We start from the raw sequence: 18,339 nt of genomic DNA on the forward strand, positions 1-18,339 counted from the left end.
GAAAGCAAATAATAAAAAAATACCACGAAATATTCAGTGAAAATCGCGGTATTTTTTATTATTGTTTAATTATTGTAAATATTTAAAGATTAAATCTGCAATTCCTTTGGCTAATAGTGGTGGCACGGCGTTTCCAACTTGCTGATATTGGGAATCTTTAGTGCCAATAAACTCGAAGGAATCAGGGAAAGACTGAAGTCTTGCTGCTTCTCTGACAGTTATTGCTCTATCCAGTATTGGATGTATCCACATGGATTTACGAACATTTACCACTGTTCCACTAGGTTTATTTGGGTCAAGCCTCAAATATATTGTGTTCTGTGTCCTTTCGGGTTTTGAATATGTATCCTTATCTTCAATACCAAGACTGTGGAAATTCTTTCCTTGTTTAATTTTCTTGAAACGCTCTAATGCTTTATCTGTGCTTTTCGTTGTTATATGGTTTTTAACACTCTTACTACCCTTGCGCATAGAGCGAGCATAGCTACTTATACCTTTTTTTTCTACATAAGGGATTGGAGTATAGTGTAGTTTATAGCCAACCTCATAATTCGAAAGATCTAAAATTGCCTCACCTACAGTAGGAATTTTATTGGCTATAGTTTCATTTGGCAAAATCAAATCAATATCTTTGTCTATGTATATATCGCGTCTTATTCCTACAACTATATACCTTCGACGTTCCTGTGGGACACCAAACCATTTGGCATTAAATACATTACCTTTTTGAATATATTCGTCTCCAAGAATCGCATTAATATAATCAATAACAGAATATGAATTAACTATAAAACGCAAACCATCTTCAGCGGAATATTCATAATTCCCAATTAATTCGTTTTCGGTTATTTCTGAAATGGACTTTATCAGCTTTTGTAAACCGACTATGTAGTCCAATTCCTCAGATGCTTTTTCAGGACGGCTATTCTCTAACTCACATTTTATTGTTTCTAATTTTGATATTATTTGTTGCTTTGCTGTTGAATTAGCAAAATCTTCGCTACAGATATATGAATTAATTAGTTTTTCAATTGTAGCTTTATTTTTTAAAAGAAAGTTTGGCAGTCTTCTTGGATTATTGATATTTTTTTGCAATACAGATAAAAGATGTGTTAACTGTTTCGGAATAAATATTTCTCTCAAGTCGGACTCAGGTAGTCTACACATATCTATACCATCAAACGAAACTTTTGATAGTACTAATGTATCCATTCTTTTTGGGATATCATATCCATTTGCGATAAGTGAGTCTATTTCATCGTTATCTTTGCGGGATTCATAAAATCTGTGGGTTTCTGACTCAAGCATGCTAACATTTTCCATAACAAAAGCTTTCGGACGAATTTGTCGGATAGCTCTGAAGTATTCTTTAACTAAGCTGTTATTCATGCTAATCAAATGATTTTTTTGCCTATTAGCATTTGAAAATCCTTGACAAGGAGGTCCGCCTATTACAACATCAATTGAGTTTTCAAATCTTGAGTTTAGGGTTGAAAAATCATAATCAATAACATTTTCTATAAATTCAAAGTTATCATTATCTTTTGTAATGTTAGTCTTATAAGTTTCTCGTGCATTTTTATTAATTTCCGCAGCAGCAACAATCTGATATTTTCCGGTCATAAGAAATCCAAGACTTAATCCTCCTGCACCTGCAAATAAATCAATTGTTTTTATCATATTGAATACCTCGTTATTCTGCATCGGTAATTCGATTGTTTTTTCGAATCCACGAATCAACTTCGCTAATCTTAAATTTCCATTTTCTTTCTATTTTATAGGCAGGAAGATTCTGCGTGTGAATCATCTTTTTTACAGTATCTCTGCTTAGACCAAGATGCTTACAAAGTTCCTCCATTGATGCCCATTTTTCTTCGTTGTTCATCGGGTACCTCCTTAATTTCTAATCATTTTATCATAGATTAGTCTAAAAAACAATTAGCTTTATTACAATATATAGTGTTTTATTACTAATAACTACTAAAAATGGCTAAAAACAAAAAACTACTGATAAATGTATTCAGTAGGATTTCTCATTTTCTAAATCTTTTTTCAAAAAACGTCAGATTTTTTGTTTTATCAAGCCCATCTTATAGAGGGAAATAGCAAGATGGTCCTCGGAAAGGAGGAATAGACGCTGTACGAAAAACTGCCACAGGAGCTCATGTTGATGGATGCAGGAATTTAAAAGCTTGATATTCATATAGAATGACTCTATATAGATAATGTTGCTTACAAAATTAGCTGAAAAAGAACCGAATCAACCTGAAAGTCGTAAGACTGAACTCAAAACTTTTATCACTACCTGCCAAGAGCAACAGTTGAACGTGAATTAATTTTTGATATTGTGCATAACTTCATAGACATCATGGATCAGACTACTGAGATCATCCGCACTTTCGTTGCGAAAATAGTGGATATGAAAATAAAAAAGGTTCCTGGAACAAGAACAAAAAGCAAACTATTATTCATTTGAACTACATTAGGGAAGTCCATATACCTAATACAAAAGGGAAAACGGCATAGCCGGAAATCAATCCGATTATGCCGTTATTCTTTTAAAGAATAAAATCCCATTTTTGGCTTGCTTTTTGAGTTTACTTTTTACCTGACTTGTCCATATTCCAGAAGTCTGTCACGGCTCCGCGTGAAGCAGATGATACGATATGGGCATATTTACCGAGAACACCACGGCTGTAAAGAGGTGGCAATGTTGTTTCTGCCTTGCGTTTTTCAAGTTCTTCTTCTGATACGGCCATGGAAATTTCTTTGGTATCTTGGTCAACCGTAACGATATCACCTGTACGGAGGTAAGCAATCGGTCCACCATCCTGAGCTTCAGGAGCGATATGTCCGACAACCAGACCATAAGTACCACCAGAGAAGCGTCCATCCGTCAAGAGGGCAACCTTGTCTCCTTGACCTTTACCAACGATCATGGATGAAAGGGATAGCATCTCAGGCATACCAGGACCACCCTTAGGCCCAACGAAACGGACAACAACTACATCGCCATCAACGATTTCATCTGTCAGAACAGCCTGGATAGCATCTTCTTCTGAGTCAAAGACCTTAGCTGGTCCAACGTGGCGACGCACTTTCACACCTGATACTTTAGCAACCGCACCATCAGGGGCAAGGTTCCCATTCAAGATGATAAGCGGACCGTCTGCACGTTTTGGATTTTCAAGTGGCATAATGACTTTTTGGCCTGGTGTAAGGTCTGCAAAGTCAGCCAAGTTTTCAGCGACTGTCTTACCAGTACATGTGATGCGGTCGCCATGAAGGAAACCATTTGCCAAGAGGTATTTCATAACCGCAGGGACACCACCGACTTCGTAGAGGTCTTGAAAGACATACTGACCAGATGGTTTCAAGTCAGCCAAGTGAGGCACGCGCTCTTGGATCGTATTGAAGTCCTCAAGTGACAAGTCAACATTAGCCGCATGGGCAATGGCAAGCAAGTGAAGAGTGGCATTTGTAGAACCACCGAGAGCCATAGTTACAGTGATGGCATCTTCAAAAGCTTCACGAGTCAAGATATCTGATGGTTTGAGACCAAGCTCCAGCATCTTGACAACAGCACGTCCTGCTGCTTCGATATCTTCTTTCTTGTCAGCTGATTCAGCTGGATGAGATGAAGATCCTGGCAAACTCATACCGAGAACTTCGATAGCAGTTGCCATGGTATTAGCTGTATACATACCACCACAGCCACCAGGGCCAGGGCAGGCATTACATTCGAGACGTTTCACGTCCTCAGCTGTCATGTCACCATGGTTCCATTTTCCGATACCCTCAAAGACAGAAACCAAGTCAATGTCTTTGCCATCAAGATTTCCCGGTGCAATAGTACCACCATAGGCGAAAATAGCTGGAATATCCATATTGGCAATGGCAATCATAGAACCAGGCATGTTCTTGTCACAGCCACCGATAGCGACAAAGGCATCCACGTTGTGACCACCCATCGCAGCCTCAATAGAGTCCGCGATGATGTCACGAGATGTTAGAGAGAAACGCATACCAGGCGTTCCCATGGCGATCCCGTCTGCTACGGTAATGGTTCCAAACTGAACAGGCCAAGCGCCCGCAGATTTGACACCTTCTTTAGCCAATTTCCCAAAATCATGCAAGTGAATGTTACATGGTGTATTTTCCGCCCAAGTTGAAATCACTCCCACAATCGGTGTTTCAAAGTCCTTATCTGTCATTCCAGTGGCACGAAGCATGGCACGGTTTGGTGATTTCACCATACTGTCATAAACGCTACTGCGGTGACGTGTATCTAATTCTGTCATTTGTTCCCTCCCATTTCAGTTTTTACCATTATAGCACAATTTCCGCATGAAGAACAGAATAAAATTCTTGAATTTTCAGAAAATTTCGATTACTAGCTTCTAATTTTTTTATCTTTTTTTGTCAAGTAACTTTACTTTACAAAAAAAATGTGTTATCCTAGTATGGTTGATGAAAATCACTAGATTGAATCGAATTTAAATACCTAAAGGAGAAAAGAAAATGGCAGTACCTGCACGTCGCACCTCAAAAGCGAAGAAAAACAAACGTCGTACACACTACAAAGTAACAGCTCCATCTGTAAACTTTGACGAAACTACTGGAGATTACTCACGTTCTCACCGCGTATCACTTAAAGGATACTACAAAGGACGTAAAATCGCTAAAGCTGCATCAGCTGAATAATAGAAGGGAGATACCATGCGCGTAAATATCACACTTGAACACAAAGAATCTGGTGAACGCTTGTACCTTACTTCTAAAAACAAACGTAACACTCCAGACCGTCTTCAATTGAAGAAATACTCACCAAAACTTCGCAAGCACGTAGTGTTTACAGAAGTTAAGTAGGGGTTCAATACGAATCAATACATAAGAAAAACGCTGATTTAAAGCGTTTTTTCTTTTTGCCAAATGCGATATATTGCACTGTATTTCAATCCAAACTCTACCTTTTTCTCTACCTTTTTTCTTAAGACCTGGTTTGGAAAGTATGAATTTCAGTTGGACTAAAAACAGCGTAATATCAAGACTTTTCTCCGCTTTTATAAAAGCGTTTTTCCAATCAAATTCAACTAATTTTATCTAAATGGTGTGGATTTTACCCCCAAAATTACAGAGAATGGAGCTGATAAACACTAAACGTTCACACCATTAGTTAAATGATTTTTTTCATCATTTTTCTTAGATGATAGAACTTCTAATTTATTTCTTATTCAAGCAAAAACAACCTGCTATAAGTAAGAAAGAGGAAGATACAAGAAAAACACGGCGTAAAAACCGATTCAGTTCATTGTCCTCAATCCTTGTCTGCTTCATTTTCTTTTACGAGATCGTTTTGTGAATCTTTTTCAGAGAGTTTTTGATCAATATACTTGTCAATGTTTTCATAAAATTCCTTGGTCGCTTCACTATCTAATGTTGGCGAGTTCTGAACTTGATTCACTTTCAATTGAACAGATTGAATACCGTAAGAGGCTTGTTTTTGGTGGAGTGTTTCTAATTCTTCTTCTGAAATCGGATCTCCAACAACCGTCAAGACCAATTCATTGTTACTTGACTTGTAGACTTGATTAATAACCGTATAATTGGCGAACTCTTTTCCTACAAACTGTTTGATCCCTTCTTTGCGCGCTTGTTCTATTGTCAGAGTAACTGCCGAATAGCTAGCTGGAAGAATCAACAATACAATCAAAGAAATCAAGCCAATTCTCATTTTAATGCTCAGCTCTTTAAATGAAGTTAAAGGAGATTTTCTCATCAAAATTCTTGTTCCAACAATGTTGGCTAGCATGATAAAGACACAGTTGATCAAGAAAAGATAGAGAGCCCCCAATAAAAATCGTACATTCCCATTAGCTAAACCATAGCCAGCAGTACAGATAGGCGGCATCAAAGCTGTAGCAATGGCTACTCCTGGCACGATATTGTTTGCTTCTTTTTTCCTTGAACCGATCACACCAGCAATCCCACCAGCAATAGCAATGAGAACATCCCAAATGGTTGGAGAGGTTCGTGCGATCAACTCGCTACTTGCATAAGACAAGGGAGAAATCCAGAAATACAGAGTCGAGACAAGCAAACTGACCAACACTTGAGTCAATAAAACCTCTAGAGATTGCTTGATTAAACGCGTATCAAAAATAGCTAAACCGAATCCCAGTCCAACAATCGGTGTCATGAGAGGTGAAATTAACATGGCTCCAATAATAACAGCTGTTGAATTCATATTTAGACCGATAGAGGCAATAAAAATTGCACACATCAAAATCGCTGTATCTCTCAATCGAACATGAAGGTCATCGTATAATTTCTCACGGTATTCCCGTGTTGAATAATTGGCAGTCATTTGTCCTCTCCTCTTTCCTTATTTAAATCGGTATAATAATTAATAATAACAGCTGATAAACAGCCAAAAAATATGAGCCCATAAATCGTCAAGAAGACACTGGTAATCCTTCCAATCAAGGTCACAGCTAGGAGATCCCCGTAGCCGACAGTCGTCGAAGTCACAAAAGCATACCAAAGACCGTCTCCGTAATTTGTGATAGCAGGTTCAACTAGGAAAAGCACGCCTCCTGACCCAAAAACAAAGGTCACAAAACTCAGAGCAAACCGAGTAAAACCCGTAACCTGTATAATATGCCATAACATTTTTAAACGTCTCATTTGTTCTCCTTATTCATACTAGCTCCTGACCGAGCCGTTTTTTCCAATAATCAAAGTGAAGATAGGACATGATCTCCATCAGAGAAAGATAGACAAACTGATAGATCTGATTTAAGCTGATTATCAACTGATATTGTTTGAAAAATGACTGGAAGAAAGACCAGATATGACTGTCTTGAATCAGTCCCTTCTTAACATCAGACAGGATATTAGCTAAAGCTCCCAAGGACTGAAACGGTAAATCCTTGACATTTATATAGATCCGGTCCACCACATCATTCAGACTGGTATCTTGGATGGCATGAAATTCTCCAAAGAGAACTCCTGCCGCTCCAAGAGTAGAAACAAATTCCACCAAATAATTTCTGAGGAAATTTTCTCAACCTTTTCCCATAATGTGTTTAGTGCCATCCATAACGATCCCAACCAGAAAAAGGAAAGAAAATAAGCAAAGAAATTTTGCCGTAAATCCCAAAAAGCTTGAAGACTTGGTGTCGTTGGTTTTTCTAACTCTAAAATCAAAATGGTCATAATAATTGCTAGAACAGCATCTGTCAATGCAATTAATCTATCTTTCTTCATCAGATTACGTTGCCTTTCATTTTGTAGTATTCTATCTCATCGTATAATATTTATTAATCTTAAATATTGGATAGTCACTTCATATTTTGAGTACAAACAAGATACACTAAAAAGCATGTATCTGTCATATTTTATTTAACTTTAGAAATATTCATCCATCTAATCAATAAATATATCATATTTCACAATAAATGACTACTATCAAAGATACATTTTCTTTCAGATTTCTCCCTTTTAAACTTGGCTAACTTGACCTGCATTACCTAGGTCGCTTTGCTTTAAATTATACTTTTTTCTTAAAGATTTGCTACGAGTAGTCTTTCATGTGAGTAATTTTTATCAAAAAATTTCATAGATAAGTCCTATATATAATCATGATAAAGTAGTAAAAATAGTTGTTATCCTAGTTGATTAAAAAAGTCTTTGATTTCCTCATCTTTTATAAAATAATATATAATTTTCCCCTCTCTTCTAGTATCCAAGATGTTTTGATTGGCTAGTTTACGAAGATGGTGGGAGGCAGATGCCATACTGAGATTTAGTAAACAGGCTATATCACAGACACAGAGTTCTTCAACAGCAAGGAGATAAAAGATGATATTTATCTGTTTATTATCGGTAAACTTTGATAAAATACGAAGTGATTTTTGGACTTTTTCCTTTTCAAGGTAGTTCGTTGCGGTTGTAACATTTTGCTGATTTATAATATTCACTTGGCAGATACTATCTTTTTTCATAATTTTTTCTCCTAGCCGAACACAGTCCTTAGCATGTTAAAGCTGTTGTTTTCAATCAGGATATACATCCCCAGTCCTAAATAAACAACGGCAATAAACCATCTGCTATATTTTTCCAAAGTTTCTCCAACAGAAGGGACTTGTGCCAATTTTTGGGCAGAAAAAACCAAGAGATAAATCATGACTAGAAAGGTAAGTAAAGCCACTATCAAATTCGCTAAATTTAAGGTAATAAAATATGGGACAAAAACACCAATATTGTCAGCACCACAACTTGCAAAAGTAATCATAGCGACTAGAAAAATCAGGTTTTTATTATCTTTGCGCAAACCATCTTTTGCAATAGCTTCTCCATCAGAATCTCCTAAAAGCAAAACTTTGAGTCCTAGGAAAATTGGAATCAAACCGAGCAAACCTAAAATCTCTTTACTAGGAATATAATTTAAGACAAATGCAAAAAGTAAACTTAGCAATATTAGACTAACAGAGCCTAGAAATTGTCCTAAATAGATGTTAATGATGTCTTTTCTGCTTTTTCTTTTGGCAAAAAATAACATTAGGATAATAAGTAAGTCTACGGCTGTCCCAGAATACAGGATTATTGAAGTAACAACATTTTGAACCATAAAGCACCTCATTCAAATATATTTTTGAATGTATTTTAACATTAAACTTTGTAGATGTCAACTTCAGCTCCATCAAAATATAGATAAGAAGGTAGTGTCCCAAACATTAAAAAGCCCTGCCATCGAAATGATAGCAGGGCTTAACTTCAATATCCAGATGATATATTTATCTAAAAAAGGTAGAGTAAAAGGTAGAGTTTTTATTGATTTGTAGTGCGATATAATGAGTTTCCAAAAATCAAAAATCGCTTAAAATCAATATTTTGACATCTATTGACGTGTACTGAAACTCTTATTTAACCTCTGTAAGGATATAATTACGGTACCAGTATATCATAAATAATAACAAAATCTTGACTTTCCGAAAAATAAGTATTTTCCGGAAAAATATCGAAATTAAATCAAAACTAAAAATATCTCATACATTTGAACTGCACCCCAAAAGTTAGACAGAAAAAATCTAACTTTTGGGGTGCAGTTCATCAAAGGTGCTTTTCATTTTAAAAAACTTGTGGAAAAACTTCATCCCATATATCTACTAAGCTTTTCCCGTCAAATACTTTAGCTTCCATAGCTTCATCAATTGTATCAAACTGCTGACCTTCATAATCATAACCAACTACACATATACTCGATAAAAAGCAAGCACCTCGGCTATTATAATTAAATTCAAGATCTTTGTCTAAATATTTTTTAATTTCATCCTTTTTCATATAGGACCATCCCAACTAAAACAATCTCAACAAACAAGATTTTTTCCTTAGATTCTATTCCCACTACTAGCTTTCTATGATGCTGACGATTTCATCTTCAAAATATTCATAAAGAGTTCCATCAACATCTACCAGCAAGGAGTCAATCTCCTCGTCATTGTCAGAGGCGTCACAATAGTCTTCTACAAATCCTCTAACTACCGCGCCATTTTTTAACGTGATAATTACATCTGTACGGTTAAATTTCCAGAGTGTCATTTAAATATTCCTTTCAATATTGGCTAATTGCTTTGCTTTTTCGTAGTAAGGTGTTAAGAAATCGATAAAACCTTGTTTGTCGCTTGGATCATGTTCCTCTAAAAATATCATCAACTCAAAGTCATTGAGAGCGTCAAACATTTCAGAGTTTTCATTATCCCAAGCCTCGGAAAATTCCGCATCTTCTCCAAAAAGAGCGTTAAACGTAAAGGAAAAATCCCAAAAATTATCAATCTGACCACTGACTGTTTGCTGGAGCATGTCTAATACTTGTTGACTATAACCCATTACCCTTCCCCTCCTAATAAGAACGTTGTAGCATATTGAGCTACGTTCCAAAAATTTAACAGACAAAATCTAATTTTTGGGGTGCAGTTCATTCATCAAAGATGATTTTTATTTTAATAATACTGCACTTCAATTCCATCCATAATTTCTACTAAAGTGTTATCGTCAATTTTTAGAGAAATCAGATCAATGAATGATGATACCTGGTATTCCTTATCTCCAATCACCACTACAATATCATGAACAGAATTAGGAAAAATCCCACATACTTGACCATTATAATCAAAAGAGGCATCCCAACCATTGTCATATAACTCTTGTAAATCATCTAATATTGCCATATAAACTAAATCCTTTTCCATAGTGTTTTCTTTCAAATAAGGCAGGTAAAAGCACCTAGATTGTTCTAAGTCCTATGAGATTGTTTTAATCGAGACAATCTCACTCTCAAAGAGAGAAATTTCAGTAGCTTCATCTGGACTAGGATTAGCAATGAGAATAGTGATTTCATCTTGCTCATCATTGTCCATTTCGTCAACAAAGTCTATGACACGTCCCTTGATTATCTTATCGCAATTAGTGACTATCTGAACCCTTGATCGAAGATACTTCCAAAGCTGTTTACTCATTTATTTTCCTCTCTGCTATTTTTTCGATAGTTCTTATACTTTTTATAGTTAGTCGATAAAATCGCCTAGGTTGAACTAAGCACTAATAATTTTGATTTTCTTGATAATATCTTCAGGATATGAGCGATCACCTATAACTATTTCGTCAGGACCATCTAAATCATAACCGTCAAACCAATCAACCACCCTACCCTTGATGGAGGTCCCATCTTCTAAAATAAGGCGAACATTTTTATCAACATATTCCCATAATTTCATTAAGTTCCTTCTCTCTAACATCGGAACAATATGACCCAATATTAGTTATTTACTAATGGCTTTTAGTTCCTGTTAAAAGCATTATAGCACACCTTACTTGCTAAAGTACAACAAGCACCCCATTAGACTAACCTGCTACTTTGCTTTCTTGTAAAAATGTTGTATACTTAAGTAAATAAAGGAAGTAATCTTGTTCCCCCCTGTCTACTATGTGGTCGGAATGATGGTTACTTCTTTTTTCCCCCTTACTATCTCAATAGCCTTGTATTTAAAAGTTTTTTAGGCTATAATTAAATTAACGAATAGAGGTTTTCCATCTCCCCTTGAAACAGATCTTTCTGCGGTAGGAGGTGGGACGCCTCTATTTGTTTTTTAAGTCAAAATGATGTAAAATTAATTCAAGAAAGAAGTGTGGTTTTCCCGCCTAAAAGCTCTATAGCTGTGGGAGGGTCACGCTTCTTTTTACCTCTCAAAAGAGAACGCAAAAAAAGCCGTCTCATTCTTTGAAGCAGCAATGAAATCAATCTAGCAAATATCTAAGCAAACCCAGAAATCAACCTTTTAAGACAAAGCAAAAAGCCCACTGTTGTAGGCTTTCTGTAAGATATTTCTTAAAATTAAAGCATCTTGTTGTAGAATTCAACGACAAGTGCTTCGTTGATTTCTGGGTTGATTTCGTCGCGTTCTGGCAAGCGAGTCAATGAACCTTCCAATTTTTCAGCATCGAATGATACGAATGCTGGACGTCCAAGAGTAGCTTCTACTGCTTCAAGGATTGCTGGAACTTTCAATGATTTTTCACGAACTGAGATTACTTGACCTGGAGTTACACGGTATGATGGGATATCAACGCGTTTTCCGTCAACAAGGATGTGACCATGGTTTACGAATTGACGAGCTTGACGACGAGTAGTCGCAAGACCAAGACGGTAAACAACGTTATCCAAACGACGTTCCAAAAGAAGCATGAAGTTGAAACCTAGGATTCCGCCTTTGATTTTTGTAGCTTGTACGAACAAGTTACGGAATTGTTTTTCACCTACACCGTAAGTGAAACGAAGTTTTTGTTTTTCAGCCAATTGCAAACCGTATTCTGACAATTTAGAACGGTTGTTTGGTCCGTGTTGTCCTGGTACGTAGTTACGACGTGCCAATTCTTTACCTGTACCTGTAAGTGAAAGGCCAAGGCGACGAGCTTGTTTCCAAGATGGTCCTGTATAACGTGACATGTGAATGTCCTCCTGATATAAATAATATTTCGGTGGAAATAGTCACTTAGAAAGCCCTGATTCGTGCAGATGCCCTTCGCCTAAACAGCCAAGGTTACTTGTCATAAGACACCTGTTGACGAGCTTCATGCTTTCCTGCTGCTATTTCACACAAAGGCTATTGTACCATGAAAAACTAGATTTGTAAAGGGATTTTACGCTTTATTTCAAATTAAGGCTGAATGTAAACTTGCTTCCTAGGCCATACTGACTTTCTGCTGTGATTTCGCCACCAAGCTGATGGGCTAGTTCGCGTGCGATCGCAAGACCTAAGCCATGTCCACCTGTCTTCATATTGCGCGAAGTTTCTACACGATAAAGTCGTTTAAAGATCTTTTCCAAATCTTCAGGAAGGATCCCCTGGCCCTCGTCTTTCACACTGATTGTCAGCTCTTGTTCTGTTAATTGGGCAAGAACCTCGATTCTGGTTCCTGGTTCTGAATATTTAAAGGCATTGTTTAACAAATTGACCAGAATGCGAGAAAGTTTGTCAGAATGGCTCTTGATTTTCGCCGACTCAGGTGATACTTGAATGTAAACATCTCGCTCCTCTTGTTCAATCTGGAGTTGAAATTCACTCATTGACTCAATCAACAGCTGATCTAAAAAGACCTCTTCGACTTCTTCATCAGCAGTATCTTGAGGTTGGGTGTTAAGAGTCAGAACATCCAATTCCTCCACTAGCTTGTTTAGACGCTCAGTTTGCCGACCAATCGTGGCTAAGTAGTGGAGCCGCTCCTCTTCCTTGATCACTCCATCTAGAATTCCCTCCACAGTAACCTGAATGGAGGTAATGGGAGTTTTAATATCGTGAGAGAGCTGCGCAATCATCATTCTCTTTTCTTGCTCGCTCTCATCAAGTGATTGAAAGGTAGCTTGCAAATTGTGGGACATGTCATTAAAAGCTTGGCCCAGCTCTTGAAATTCTAATGGGCCTTTGGTTTCAATTTCTGTGCTGAAATCCTTGCTGGCTATATCCTGAGCTTGTTTTTTCAAATGTTTCAGAGAAGAGAACACTGGCGACAAAAGAAAGATGCTCACTGCAGCACCAATGAAACTAGCAATCAAGGTCATTCCAACGAGAAAGTAAACTTCACTTTTCTCAATCAACATTCGTTGGACTGCCCAGAAAACGACCAAAATCGTTAGTAGAGTCGACACTAGATACCCCACTAAAATATAGTTTTTTAATTTCATTTTCTACCTCTTGGTCTTTCCATCTTATAGCCTAAACCCCAGACAGTTTTGATAGCAGGAGCATTTGAATTTGTATACTTGGTCAACTCTTGCCTCAAAGCATGGATATGAACATTGAGTGTATTGGTATCATCCACATAGTCCTCTTGCCATACCTTCTCGTAAAGTTCCGTCTTTGAAAAGACTCTCTCGGGATTGCTGGCTAATATCCATAGAAGTTCAAAGGATTTTACTGTCAATTCCAAAGGTTGATCCCCAATGCGAACCTCATGAGTCACATGGTTGATTACCAAGTCACCAAACTCGATCTGTTCTGTCTCTCCTCCACGGCTAAGGCGACGCAAGATATTATTCACTCTTAAAACCAATTCGCGTGGGCTAAAGGGCTTGACTATAAAATCATCTGCCCCCAAACTTAAGCCATAAATCTTATCCTGTTCGCTTGTCTTAGCAGTTGTAAAGAGGAAGGGTTGATCCGGAGCGATATACTGAACTTCACTGATAAAATCATAACCGTCCATATTGGGCATCATGATATCTGTGATAATGAGGTCGATAGATTTTTTTCTGAAAAGTTCTAACCCCTCCTTACCATCATGGGCGACCAAAACATCGTAACCTGCCTGTATAAGATAGCGGTTTTGAATATCTAGAATATCTATCTCATCATCAACCAGCAAAATTGTCTTTTTCATCTGACACTCCTTCGATAAAAACAGTGTTATACTTGCTTTAGTATAACACTATTTTCCCTAATGTTTAAGTGATTTGAATCTTAATCTTCTCGTTTGGTTGTCAAACCCAAAAGTCCAACAAGACCTGCCAAGGCTAGACCAAAGATACCAAGGCCAGCTGTAGCTGTTTTAGCTTCCCCAGTATTTGGTAGCATCGCTTTATCATCTTTTTCCATCATATTAGCCATTGGGCTAGAAGCTGGTTGATCGACCTTCATATCTGACATATGGTGATTTGTACCCATCATACCCTCAGTCGTACCTGTAGAGCCTGTTTCAGAAGGCTTCGTATTCATCTGACCTTGTTGAGATGGTATTGTCGCCATTTCTTTTCCACGAAGTTGAATCGTTACTTGACGAGTAGCAATCAGATTGGTCAAATCAGGTTTGCCATCTTTAGATCCATAGACTTTAACAGTAGCTAGGTATGTATGGGTTCCGTTAGCTCGAAGTTGATCCAGCAAGGCCTGACCATCTTTGCCAACCGTATTGCCATTCAAATCCACTTCGTAGAAATATTGACCTTTAGCCAAGCCTTCAAGTGGCAATAGAGCAGGATTTTTAGCTGTTCCGTTGTCGGACCATGGGGCTTTGTCTGAGGCTTTTAACAAGAGGCGAGTCAACATACCATCTCCACCAAAAGCTTCGTACGGAATAACTTGGTTGACACCAGCCAAGAAAGGTCCAGGAACCTTAGCCTTATCAAGGTAGCTAGCTGGAACATCAATCATGTCTTTGACATTGTTAACAACAGACTCTTTAACCTGATTTGGTGTGGTTAAGCCATTCAAATTAACAGTCAAATCTTTAGTCGCTACCAGATTAGTTAAGTCAGGTTTGCCATCTTTTGCACCGTACACTTTGATGGTTGCCTTATAACTTTGCGTACCATTTTGTTTCAAAAGGTCAAGAAGCTCTTTATCTGATTTTCCTTGGGTGCCTGCTAAATCCACTTCGTAGAAGTAAAGGCCTTTGCCCAATTTCTCTACTGGTGGGAGAGCGGGATTTTTAGCTGAACCATTGTCTGACCATGGAGCCTTGTCGGATGCTTTCAAGATAAGGCGTGTTAACATACCGTCACCGGCAAAGAACTCGTATGGAATGACTTGATTGACACCAGCTGTAAATGGTCCTGGGAAATTGGCTTTGTCAAGGTAACTAGCTGGGACATCTACTGTATCTTTTGTATTGTCAGCCACACCTTTTTGCACTTCAGCTGGGGTGGTCAAACTATTCAAGTTGACATCCAAATTTTTAGTCGCTACCAGATTAGTTAAGTCAGGTTTGCCGTCTTTTGCACCGTACACCTTGATAGTAGCTTTATAGCTTTGCGTGCCGTTTTGTTTTAAAAGATCAAGCAACTCTTTGTCAGATTTGCCTTGGGTACCTGCTAAATCCACTTCATAGAAGTAAAGACCTTTGCCCAATTTCTCTACTGGTGGAAGGGCGGGATTTTTAGCTGAACCGTTGTCTGACCATGGAGCCTTATCAGATGCTTTCAAGATCAGGCGAGTCAACATGCCGTCACCAGCGAAGAATTCGTATGGAATGACTTGATTGACACCAGCTGTAAATGGTCCTGGGAAATTGGCTTTGTCAAGGTAACTAGCTGGGACATCTACTGTGTCTTTGGTGTTGTCGGCCACACCCTTTTGCACTTCAGCTGGGGTGGTCGCTGGTTGCGCTTCACTGACTTCACGGTCTTGTCCAGAAACTGTAGACGCAGGACTTTCCACAGGTTTAACTGCATCTTCTGTTTGTTTCTTAGAGTCAGGTTGTGCTTGCACTTCTTCTTTTGGCACTACTGCAGGCTCTTTAGCAGTTGCGTCCGCTTTTTCTGAAGAGCTTGTGGTATCCACACTTGCTTTAGGTGTTGGAATAGACTGTTCTGAAGGAAGAGCTACATCGACTGCTTTTTTGAGAACCTCTGCTGGTAAGTCGCTCTTTTCACTCACCGAAGCAGCGTCTGGCACGACTTGGGCAGGAGTCGGATTGACGACATCAGCGCGCGCAGAACTTGGTTGACCAACTAGGACAAAGAAGCCACTAGCCACAACAACTGAAGCAACGCCTACACTGAGACGGCGAATAGACCAACGAGTATATCTCTGATTTGGATTGAATTTCATAGGATTCTCCTTAGAGTTTTCTTTTTTTGATGACTCTAGTATAATCTCCTAAAATTAAAAAGGATTAAGAAAAAGTTAAAATTTTTCTTAAATCCCTCTTATAAAATACTTATATTGACTCGTTAATTATTAGGAAAGAGAGTAGCCTTTCCTCTCCTACTCACTCAGTTCAGCTAGAGTGTCCAAATGTTGGTTATTAATGACTGCCATGATGTAGGCATCTGCCTGCAAGAGGTCATTGGGTCCGAATTGGACATCCAGAGGAGCATTTTCGTAGGAACGAAAACCAAGTACATTGAGGTTGTATCGCCCACGTAAATCCAACTGACTGAGGCTTTTACCTACCCATGATTGGGGGATTTTCATCTCGACAATCGATACATTCTTGTCCAGCTGAAAGACGTCTACGCTGTTATGAAAGAGGATGGTCTGTGCTAATGAGCGCCCCATTTCAAACTCTGGTGAGATGACTGCGTCTGCACCAATTTTTTCCAACACCTTTTTAGCCGTATGGCTTTTGACCTTGGCAATAACGGTCGGCACTCCTAAACTCTTGCAGTGCATGACCGCAAGAACACTGGACTCCAGATTTTCACCTGTTGCGACGACTACGGTATCACAGGTGTCAATCCCCGCTGATAGAAGGAGTTCTTCATCCGTGATATCTCCAACTACTCCACGCGCCAACACTGATTCAAATTGATTAATGCGTTCCTCGTGGTCATCAATAGCAATGATATTCATGTCATGCTTGGCTAGGGCAGCCAAAACACTGCTCCCAAAAATTCCCAAGCCTAAAATTCCAATTGTCCGATCTGACATCGTTTTTCCTTTCTTATCCGATAGTGATATCTGCCTTCATATAGTGAATCGTATCTTTCTTGTCTGGCTGGTATTCCGCTACACTGACCAGTAGTGTCAAGGGACCAATACGGCCGATAAACATCAACAACATAACGATACTGAGGGCTAACTTACCTAACTCTGGTGTTAAATTTGCCGTCACCCCAACTGTTGCAAGGGCTGAAATGGTCTCAAACATGAGGTAGATAAAGCGCGGATTTCCCTCTGCTGTTATCCCTAGTAGGATCAAGCCCAGCAAGAATGTTAGCAAGAAGATAATAAAGACACTGAAAGACTTTTGTACGGTTCGGGGTTCAATGGTCCTCCGAGCCACATTAGCATGAGGCAAGCCCAATAGTTCACTGCGAGCAAAGACCAACAAGACAAAGAAGGTCGTAATCTTGAGCCCGCCTGCTGTCCCTCCAGGTGCCCCGCCCAGAAACATCTGCAAGATGTAGATCAGTAAGGTAACTGGTCTAGCCTGGGTGTAGTCAATGGAAGCAAAGCCTGCCGTTCTCATACTGACTGTCTGGAAGAAACTAACCAGCAGTTTCTCTGGAGCGCTGAGATTTCCAATCGTCCCAGGATTATTCCACTCAATTAAGAGAGTCGATACTGTTCCAAAGAGCAGAATTCCCGCCGTTAAAAAGAGAACCAGCTTGGTATGGAAACGCAGGCGGCGTTTTTTCTTCTTCCCAAACTGGGTCGCTAGGTCAAACCAGACCATAAATCCTAGACCACCAGTGATAATCAAGCCTGCAATCACTAGATTGATCAAGGGATCCGTTTGAAAGGCTACCAAACTCGTACTTCCAAAATTATCAAATCCAGCATTACAGAAAGCTGAAACAGCCAAAAAGATAGAGGTTAGAATCCCTCGCCCCCAGCCAAATTCGGGGATAAAGCGAAAACTCAAGAGAAAGGCACCAATTCCTTCCACCAAAAAAGTCGTCAGAAAGATTGAGCGGATGAAGTCCTTTAGAGACTGGGTTTCTCCATAACTGAAACTTTCTTGAATAGTCTCACGACCACGAAGGCTGAGCTTTTGCTTGCCTTGGATATAAAAGATTCCGATAAAGGTCATGAGCCCCAAACCACCAATCTGGATCAAAATCATACAGATCAACTGGCCCCAGATATTATAAGTCGAAGCCACTGGCAGAGTGAAAAGCCCTGTCACACAGACCATGGACACGGTCGTAAAGAGATGGTCAAAGTAGGTCGCTTGTGACGTTTCTGCTTGCACAAAGGGGAGACTTAAAAGGAGAGAACCCAAGAAGATTACTAGGGCAAAACTTAAAAAGATGCGACGGGCTGGCGACAAGCGTCCCAGTATCGTCTTGATTTTTTCCAAAAAAGATTTGAATAACATAACTACATTCTACCATAA

At 38.8% G+C, this 18,339-nt stretch carries 23 protein-coding genes and 1 pseudogene; 3 read left to right on the forward strand and 21 right to left on the reverse strand.

All coding sequences use genetic code 11. The annotated features are described in order from the left end of the window. Positions 1–69: 69 nt before the first annotated feature. From ACT17O_RS00220 to ilvD, 3 genes are all read right to left on the reverse strand, one after another. Positions 70–1,680, reverse strand: a complete 1,611-nt coding sequence (locus tag ACT17O_RS00220) for a DNA cytosine methyltransferase (protein ID WP_070567196.1) — start codon at positions 1,678–1,680, stop codon at positions 70–72. Positions 1,681–1,693: 13 nt separating this feature from the next. Further along, on the reverse strand, positions 1,694–1,885 hold the full coding sequence (locus ACT17O_RS00225; RefSeq protein ID WP_070567145.1) for a helix-turn-helix domain-containing protein: 192 nt from the start codon (positions 1,883–1,885) through the stop codon (positions 1,694–1,696). A gap of 712 nt (positions 1,886–2,597) precedes the next feature. Then, positions 2,598–4,301 carry a dihydroxy-acid dehydratase gene (ilvD, locus tag ACT17O_RS00230; protein WP_000137380.1) on the reverse strand — a complete coding sequence of 568 codons (1,704 nt, stop codon included), beginning with the start codon at positions 4,299–4,301 and terminating at the stop codon, positions 2,598–2,600. A 220-nt stretch (positions 4,302–4,521) separates the two neighbouring features. On the opposite strand from ilvD, the gene rpmF reads away from it, so the two are divergent. Together rpmF and rpmG are read left to right on the forward strand one after the other, a co-directional pair. Next, the gene (rpmF, locus tag ACT17O_RS00235) at positions 4,522–4,704 is read left to right on the forward strand and encodes a 50S ribosomal protein L32 (RefSeq protein ID WP_000290417.1); all 183 of its coding nucleotides are present in this window, start codon (positions 4,522–4,524) and stop codon (positions 4,702–4,704) included. A 15-nt stretch (positions 4,705–4,719) separates the two neighbouring features. Continuing rightward, positions 4,720–4,869, forward strand: coding sequence for a 50S ribosomal protein L33 (gene rpmG / locus ACT17O_RS00240; protein ID WP_001265622.1), 150 nt, complete (start codon positions 4,720–4,722; stop codon positions 4,867–4,869). Between the two features lie 448 nt (positions 4,870–5,317). Here the strand turns inward: rpmG and ACT17O_RS00245 are convergent, their stop codons facing one another. The 6 genes and pseudogenes from ACT17O_RS00245 to ACT17O_RS00270 all read right to left on the reverse strand — a co-directional run bounded on the left by ACT17O_RS00245 (position 5,318) and on the right by ACT17O_RS00270 (position 8,632). Continuing rightward, on the reverse strand, positions 5,318–6,367 hold the full coding sequence (locus tag ACT17O_RS00245) for a DUF389 domain-containing protein (protein ID WP_000126416.1): 1,050 nt from the start codon (positions 6,365–6,367) through the stop codon (positions 5,318–5,320). Next, complete coding sequence (locus ACT17O_RS00250) at positions 6,364–6,687, reverse strand: potassium channel family protein (RefSeq protein WP_001253404.1); 324 nt, start codon at positions 6,685–6,687, stop codon at positions 6,364–6,366. Before ACT17O_RS00250 ends, ACT17O_RS00245 begins: the two co-directional genes overlap by 4 nt. A gap of 13 nt (positions 6,688–6,700) precedes the next feature. After that, positions 6,701–7,042 (reverse strand): hypothetical protein, encoded by a 342-nt coding sequence (locus ACT17O_RS00255; RefSeq protein ID WP_000397556.1) that lies wholly within the window; start codon positions 7,040–7,042, stop codon positions 6,701–6,703. Beyond that, positions 7,024–7,269 (reverse strand): annotated as a pseudogene (locus ACT17O_RS00260) (TMEM175 family protein); the annotation flags it as partial. The pseudogene ACT17O_RS00260 and the gene ACT17O_RS00255, both read right to left, overlap by 19 nt. Positions 7,270–7,667: 398 nt before the next feature. After that, a complete protein-coding gene (cadX, locus tag ACT17O_RS00265) occupies positions 7,668–8,006 on the reverse strand; it encodes a Cd(II)/Zn(II)-sensing metalloregulatory transcriptional regulator CadX (RefSeq protein ID WP_000711083.1) in 339 nt (112 codons plus the stop codon). Between the two features lie 11 nt (positions 8,007–8,017). Beyond that, positions 8,018–8,632 carry a CadD family cadmium resistance transporter gene (locus ACT17O_RS00270; RefSeq protein ID WP_000250556.1) on the reverse strand — a complete coding sequence of 205 codons (615 nt, stop codon included), beginning with the start codon at positions 8,630–8,632 and terminating at the stop codon, positions 8,018–8,020. A gap of 28 nt (positions 8,633–8,660) precedes the next feature. On the opposite strand from ACT17O_RS00270, the gene ACT17O_RS00275 reads away from it, so the two are divergent. Then, on the forward strand, positions 8,661–8,846 hold the full coding sequence (locus ACT17O_RS00275; RefSeq protein WP_009013804.1) for a hypothetical protein: 186 nt from the start codon (positions 8,661–8,663) through the stop codon (positions 8,844–8,846). A gap of 286 nt (positions 8,847–9,132) precedes the next feature. Here the strand turns inward: ACT17O_RS00275 and ACT17O_RS00280 are convergent, their stop codons facing one another. The 12 genes from ACT17O_RS00280 to ACT17O_RS00335 form a co-directional block, all read right to left on the reverse strand. Continuing rightward, on the reverse strand, positions 9,133–9,345 hold the full coding sequence (locus ACT17O_RS00280) for a hypothetical protein (RefSeq protein WP_000710706.1): 213 nt from the start codon (positions 9,343–9,345) through the stop codon (positions 9,133–9,135). A 66-nt stretch (positions 9,346–9,411) separates the two neighbouring features. Continuing rightward, positions 9,412–9,603 carry a hypothetical protein gene (locus tag ACT17O_RS00285; RefSeq protein ID WP_000177340.1) on the reverse strand — a complete coding sequence of 64 codons (192 nt, stop codon included), beginning with the start codon at positions 9,601–9,603 and terminating at the stop codon, positions 9,412–9,414. After that, positions 9,604–9,891, reverse strand: coding sequence for a hypothetical protein (locus ACT17O_RS00290; protein WP_000542381.1), 288 nt, complete (start codon positions 9,889–9,891; stop codon positions 9,604–9,606). A gap of 113 nt (positions 9,892–10,004) precedes the next feature. Further along, complete coding sequence (locus ACT17O_RS00295; protein WP_009013763.1) at positions 10,005–10,232, reverse strand: hypothetical protein; 228 nt, start codon at positions 10,230–10,232, stop codon at positions 10,005–10,007. 72 nt (positions 10,233–10,304) lie between these two features. After that, a complete protein-coding gene (locus ACT17O_RS00300; RefSeq protein WP_000043341.1) occupies positions 10,305–10,520 on the reverse strand; it encodes a hypothetical protein in 216 nt (71 codons plus the stop codon). A gap of 75 nt (positions 10,521–10,595) precedes the next feature. Beyond that, positions 10,596–10,778 (reverse strand): hypothetical protein, encoded by a 183-nt coding sequence (locus ACT17O_RS00305; RefSeq protein WP_000780387.1) that lies wholly within the window; start codon positions 10,776–10,778, stop codon positions 10,596–10,598. A gap of 617 nt (positions 10,779–11,395) precedes the next feature. Beyond that, a complete protein-coding gene (gene rpsD, locus ACT17O_RS00310) occupies positions 11,396–12,007 on the reverse strand; it encodes a 30S ribosomal protein S4 (protein ID WP_000092756.1) in 612 nt (203 codons plus the stop codon). Positions 12,008–12,208: 201 nt separating this feature from the next. After that, entirely contained in the window at positions 12,209–13,243 is a 1,035-nt protein-coding gene (locus ACT17O_RS00315) for a sensor histidine kinase (RefSeq protein ID WP_000769389.1), read from the reverse strand. Then, positions 13,240–13,938, reverse strand: coding sequence for a response regulator transcription factor (locus ACT17O_RS00320; RefSeq protein WP_049506218.1), 699 nt, complete (start codon positions 13,936–13,938; stop codon positions 13,240–13,242). Before ACT17O_RS00320 ends, ACT17O_RS00315 begins: the two co-directional genes overlap by 4 nt. Before the next feature lie 80 nt (positions 13,939–14,018). After that, positions 14,019–16,106, reverse strand: a complete 2,088-nt coding sequence (locus ACT17O_RS00325; protein WP_444817496.1) for an SSURE domain-containing protein — start codon at positions 16,104–16,106, stop codon at positions 14,019–14,021. 156 nt (positions 16,107–16,262) lie between these two features. Next, complete coding sequence (locus ACT17O_RS00330; protein WP_001283887.1) at positions 16,263–16,928, reverse strand: potassium channel family protein; 666 nt, start codon at positions 16,926–16,928, stop codon at positions 16,263–16,265. Positions 16,929–16,941: 13 nt separating this feature from the next. Beyond that, positions 16,942–18,321, reverse strand: a complete 1,380-nt coding sequence (locus tag ACT17O_RS00335) for a TrkH family potassium uptake protein (RefSeq protein WP_000897923.1) — start codon at positions 18,319–18,321, stop codon at positions 16,942–16,944. Between the last annotated feature and the right edge of the window lie 18 nt (positions 18,322–18,339).

Origin of the sequence: Streptococcus sp. HJ1, from assembly GCF_052399005.1 — a bacterium.
In the GTDB taxonomy this organism is placed as follows: Bacteria; Bacillota; Bacilli; order Lactobacillales; family Streptococcaceae; genus Streptococcus.

Excerpts from the sequence above, each read along its gene's own strand:
- ACT17O_RS00220 (WP_070567196.1), bottom strand. The coding sequence starts at position 1,680 with ATGATAAAAACAATTGATTTATTTGCAGGTGCAGGAGGATTAAGTCTT.
- ACT17O_RS00225 (WP_070567145.1), bottom strand. The coding sequence starts at position 1,885 with ATGAACAACGAAGAAAAATGGGCATCAATGGAGGAACTTTGTAAGCAT.
- ilvD (WP_000137380.1), bottom strand. The coding sequence starts at position 4,301 with ATGACAGAATTAGATACACGTCACCGCAGTAGCGTTTATGACAGTATG.
- rpmF (WP_000290417.1), top strand. The coding sequence starts at position 4,522 with ATGGCAGTACCTGCACGTCGCACCTCAAAAGCGAAGAAAAACAAACGT.
- rpmG (WP_001265622.1), top strand. The coding sequence starts at position 4,720 with ATGCGCGTAAATATCACACTTGAACACAAAGAATCTGGTGAACGCTTG.
- ACT17O_RS00245 (WP_000126416.1), bottom strand. The coding sequence starts at position 6,367 with ATGACTGCCAATTATTCAACACGGGAATACCGTGAGAAATTATACGAT.
- ACT17O_RS00250 (WP_001253404.1), bottom strand. The coding sequence starts at position 6,687 with ATGAGACGTTTAAAAATGTTATGGCATATTATACAGGTTACGGGTTTT.
- cadX (WP_000711083.1), bottom strand. The coding sequence starts at position 8,006 with ATGAAAAAAGATAGTATCTGCCAAGTGAATATTATAAATCAGCAAAAT.
- ACT17O_RS00270 (WP_000250556.1), bottom strand. The coding sequence starts at position 8,632 with ATGGTTCAAAATGTTGTTACTTCAATAATCCTGTATTCTGGGACAGCC.
- ACT17O_RS00275 (WP_009013804.1), top strand. The coding sequence starts at position 8,661 with ATGTATTTTAACATTAAACTTTGTAGATGTCAACTTCAGCTCCATCAA.
- ACT17O_RS00280 (WP_000710706.1), bottom strand. The coding sequence starts at position 9,345 with ATGAAAAAGGATGAAATTAAAAAATATTTAGACAAAGATCTTGAATTT.
- ACT17O_RS00285 (WP_000177340.1), bottom strand. The coding sequence starts at position 9,603 with ATGACACTCTGGAAATTTAACCGTACAGATGTAATTATCACGTTAAAA.
- ACT17O_RS00290 (WP_000542381.1), bottom strand. The coding sequence starts at position 9,891 with ATGGGTTATAGTCAACAAGTATTAGACATGCTCCAGCAAACAGTCAGT.
- ACT17O_RS00295 (WP_009013763.1), bottom strand. The coding sequence starts at position 10,232 with ATGGCAATATTAGATGATTTACAAGAGTTATATGACAATGGTTGGGAT.
- ACT17O_RS00300 (WP_000043341.1), bottom strand. The coding sequence starts at position 10,520 with ATGAGTAAACAGCTTTGGAAGTATCTTCGATCAAGGGTTCAGATAGTC.
- ACT17O_RS00305 (WP_000780387.1), bottom strand. The coding sequence starts at position 10,778 with ATGAAATTATGGGAATATGTTGATAAAAATGTTCGCCTTATTTTAGAA.
- rpsD (WP_000092756.1), bottom strand. The coding sequence starts at position 12,007 with ATGTCACGTTATACAGGACCATCTTGGAAACAAGCTCGTCGCCTTGGC.
- ACT17O_RS00315 (WP_000769389.1), bottom strand. The coding sequence starts at position 13,243 with ATGAAATTAAAAAACTATATTTTAGTGGGGTATCTAGTGTCGACTCTA.
- ACT17O_RS00320 (WP_049506218.1), bottom strand. The coding sequence starts at position 13,938 with ATGAAAAAGACAATTTTGCTGGTTGATGATGAGATAGATATTCTAGAT.
- ACT17O_RS00325 (WP_444817496.1), bottom strand. The coding sequence starts at position 16,106 with ATGAAATTCAATCCAAATCAGAGATATACTCGTTGGTCTATTCGCCGT.
- ACT17O_RS00330 (WP_001283887.1), bottom strand. The coding sequence starts at position 16,928 with ATGTCAGATCGGACAATTGGAATTTTAGGCTTGGGAATTTTTGGGAGC.
- ACT17O_RS00335 (WP_000897923.1), bottom strand. The coding sequence starts at position 18,321 with ATGTTATTCAAATCTTTTTTGGAAAAAATCAAGACGATACTGGGACGC.